This window comes from Aminobacter sp. J44 (assembly GCF_007829415.1).
Classification (GTDB): Bacteria; Pseudomonadota; Alphaproteobacteria; order Rhizobiales; family Rhizobiaceae; genus Aerobium.
The window spans coordinates 1-3,537 of record NZ_VLJG01000074.1 but is presented as its reverse complement, the minus strand read 5'-3'; the positions used below and the strand labels follow the sequence as shown (position 1 = coordinate 3,537).

Annotated in this window: 2 protein-coding genes and 1 pseudogene; 2 read left to right on the top strand and 1 reads right to left on the bottom strand. The window is 57.4% G+C overall.

What is annotated here, in order from left to right; genetic code table 11:
• Positions 1 to 990 precede the first annotated feature (990 nt).
• Together L610_RS18655 and L610_RS18650 are read left to right on the top strand one after the other, a co-directional pair.
• A pseudogene (locus tag L610_RS18655) lies at positions 991 to 1,235 on the top strand (IS3 family transposase); the annotation flags it as partial.
• Positions 1,236 to 1,918: 683 nt separating this feature from the next.
• Positions 1,919 to 2,503 carry a hypothetical protein gene (locus L610_RS18650; protein WP_144706904.1) on the top strand — a complete coding sequence of 195 codons (585 nt, stop codon included), beginning with the start codon at positions 1,919 to 1,921 and terminating at the stop codon, positions 2,501 to 2,503.
• 429 nt (positions 2,504 to 2,932) lie between these two features.
• Here L610_RS18650 and L610_RS18645 read toward each other — a convergent pair whose 3' ends face one another.
• The gene (locus L610_RS18645; protein ID WP_144706901.1) at positions 2,933 to 3,250 is read right to left on the bottom strand and encodes a hypothetical protein; all 318 of its coding nucleotides are present in this window, start codon (positions 3,248 to 3,250) and stop codon (positions 2,933 to 2,935) included.
• Positions 3,251 to 3,537: the final 287 nt, after the last annotated feature.

The following is a 3,537-nucleotide window of genomic DNA, read 5'->3' as shown; positions in this document are numbered from 1 at the left end:
GAAAACCGCTCTAGCCGGTTCACGTTGTTGTTCGATCTGGACCGGGTTGCAAATTCGTTGGGCTCGAGCGCGTCGAGGCTGGTGTGGGGGCGGTTCAGATTGTAGTCGATCCTCCATTCTTCGATGCTTGTATCGGGCGTGCCGATAGCTGGTGAGGAGCCGCTCATTGAAATGGTGTAGTCGGGGCTTCGGTTCCGGAGACGCCGGTGCTTTTCCGACCGGCATGTTCAATCGCCGGAAAGGAGGCAAGCCTGACTGATCTCTACGCAGGTCTGGATGTGTCGCTTGAGCTGACGAACGTGTGCGTCGTCGATGTCGACTGCCGCCTGATACACGAGTCGCGCGTCGGATTTGACCCAGAGCTGATCGCCACCGAGCTATAGCGGATCGCGATAGCTTCGTCCGCGTTTGCTCCGAGGCGGGTCCGCTGTCGCAGTGGATGTTCTTCGGCCTGAAGGAGGCCGGTCTGCCTGCGGTGTGCATTGAGGCTCGCCACGCAAAGGCGGCTATGGCTGCGATGAACCGCAACTGGCAGCCTTTGGAGCGGCTGCGCGGTCACGCAGGCAAGGGACCTTGATACGGATGCGATTATGGCTCTGTCGTGGGGCGAAGTATGACCCTGGTAGATACGAACGCCCCCTTGGATCTCGTTACACAATGGTGAGACTTGGGCGGAACGTCGGTCGCGCAACTGGAAGAGGTGGGCCTCCGTGGTCCCCTCGTCATCAACAAATGTCATCTACGCGGAATAGTCGGCCCGTTATGCGCGCATCAAAGATCTCGAGGCGTTCATTGATGCTGCGGGTCATGAGCTGAGGCTCCTGCCCCGTCCGCTGTTTCTGGCGGGGAAGGTGTTCACACGCTATCGCAGATCCGGGGAGCGCGCACAGGTGTGCTTCCCGATAAGCCGTCCTGACTGGCTTCTGAAATCACGATTCCTGACTGAATAAGAAGAAGAGGCGCCGTCAGGGGCGCCGCTTCGATGACCTGCCGCCCGCTAAGCGTGATGCCGTCGCGCAGCTGAAGGCCACGACGGGCCCGTCTGAGCGATGGGCCTGCCAGATCAATTCCGCCGACAGCAAGATGGTCCGTTATCGGTGCTGCCGACCGTCGGCGGTCGCGCTGCGATGAGTTTGCGCGATCTTGCCAATCGCCAGCGGCGTTTCGGCTACCGACGGCTAATCGTCCTGCTCAGGCGGGAGGTAAAGCCGTCCGGTATCAACTGCATCTACCGGTGTGCAGGGCACCAAATTCTGCGTGGTTGCGGTGCTTGTCGCGCCGAGGTCCGGCACCTGTGCGAGGATCGCTGGGAAGATCACGAAGGGAAAAACAGCTGCTCCGGGTGGGTGCTTTCATCCACCAGCAGCTGCGGGGTGGTCGGACATGAAGACGTTGGCGAACATGCTGCTATAAGCGATGCTCGCGGCATCCGCATAAGGGTCCAGCATGAGGATCGTATCCGCTGCAGCCCTTGCGCGGTCAGGAGGCATCTCCTGCACCTGGTGAATTCATCCAAGCGTTTAGTTGGATCAACGGCGTTTTCCATTGCCATGGTTGGTCGCTCCTCGATTATCCGCGCGACGATCCCCGAAAATGAGAGGGCCTTCGGCTTAGGAGGTGGCATGCTCGAGCAAGAGCTCTCGGGGGTCGCTGGTGATCGGGGCAAGCTTCGCCTGGTTGGGTGAGAAGAGCGCTTCTTAGAGTGAAGAGCATCTGCGCAACAGTTGGCGAGCTCCGAAGTGGTTCTTGCGGTATTTTCGGTAACGCATTGCCAGACAGCGAGATCCGTTCGCATTCGGAGCGGACCATGGCCATGTAATACCATAGACAAATTGAAGGTATTGCTAAGTAAAGAAATTATGATACAATTAGCATGCAGAGTATTCGGCAGTTGGTATTTTTAATATGAGGTTGTTTTATGAAAATACGTGACTCACAATTGTCAAAACTATCACGAGCGGAACACGAAGCGTTGGAGAATCTCGGTTCGGCACTTCCAGCAGTATCTGACATCCAGGAGTACCTCTTGAAGCACTCCCAATCTGCTCCTCTGCGCCGCCGTTATGGGGACGCTGTCGATGTCATTGAATGGGATCTCCAGGTCGCTGACGGCCGGGGAAGGAAATATCCTGCGGCTCACGGTACCGATTCGATTGTGATCCCACGTTGGGCCCGACAGGATTGGATCGTCCTGCATCAATGGGCGCATATCGTGCATCGACGCCTCAACGTCGATTTATGGGGATTGCTCTCCGCACCAGTATTATACGAGGTGTCGCACGGCTCTCGCCGGAAAGAATTACAAGGCGGCGCTGAGCACGGATGGCAGTTCGCTGCGATCTATCTTGATCTGGTACGCTTTTGTATGGGCAAAGAGGCAGCAACGGCACTGGAGGCCTCTTTCAAGGCCCATAGGGTGCGTTACCGTCCGAAGAGAATCGCTACCGGCAATATCCGGCAATTTAGAGGTATTGTTGCAAAAACGGCGTCACTTCATGCCTGATGCTGGGCCGGTAAGGCTTGTTGCTAGTGGGCGGCTTCTGCCGCCCCGGGTCAAAACGGAGCTTATGTTCTAAGGGCGATGCCAGCCCTGAACCGGTGAACCTCCCTTGCAGCGTTGGGGCTATTCGGGGCCTGCGAGCCTTCTCATCGCGCGGATGAACAGTCGCCAGAGGAGACCATTGTCGATCGATCGCGGGAGCCTCTGAGCAGCAGCTTGATACTGCCGAGCTCACTCGAGGTTGCATAAGCGGTCTGGCCGGAGGAGTTCGCTCGCAAGATGGCTCAACTGGCAGCGCAAGATCAGGAGTCCTTTGCCAAGCTCAGAGACTCGTGCCTGCGCAAAAGGATGCCGAGTGGCGCGATCACGCGTCCCTGTTGGGCGTCGACCGACTATCCAGAAGCTCTGGCTTACCGACGCATCAACTTCCGATTACAGGCGTTTCCTTTGGAAGCTCCAACCCTGCTCGTAGCGGCTAAGCACTGCGTCGATGGCATAATGTGTCTCGGTCGGATCATACCCCAGATCCACAAGCAAGCTCGCGACCTGGTCCATAAGCCTCTTTAACCCATCCCCGGCCTTCGGGTCTTTCAGGATTTGCGTGATCACATGGTAAAAGAAGGCCTGAGCGATCGCGTCCCGATCCGGCCGCCCCACATTTTTCAACCGCCGCCGGTACTGCCTTTGATACTCTCGCTGCCGCTCAAGTCTTGCATCGCGCTTGCTGGTTCGTCCCATCGCAAACTCCATTCACAAGTTGCCTTCCGCAAGCTTGGGTGAGCGGGTTGCAAGGCACAAACGCCGTTAGGCAACGAGTGCCCTCAAGGGCCGTCGCGAGTTGGCGCGGCCAGGGATCGCCCATGGATTGCATAGTAAGGGATGAAATCGCCACTGGGCACGTTCCTGAAAACCGAAGACGCCGTCCCGTTCGTCACTTTGTCTGTAGATCACGAATAGGAAGCGCACTTGTTGAGAGTGCGTATTCCGATGAAGCCGGCCATTGATTCCGAAACGAAGCCGGCCACCTGTTCCGATTT

Excerpts from the sequence above, each read along its gene's own strand:
- L610_RS18650 (WP_144706904.1), top strand. The coding sequence starts at position 1,919 with ATGAAAATACGTGACTCACAATTGTCAAAACTATCACGAGCGGAACAC.
- L610_RS18645 (WP_144706901.1), bottom strand. The coding sequence starts at position 3,250 with ATGGAGTTTGCGATGGGACGAACCAGCAAGCGCGATGCAAGACTTGAG.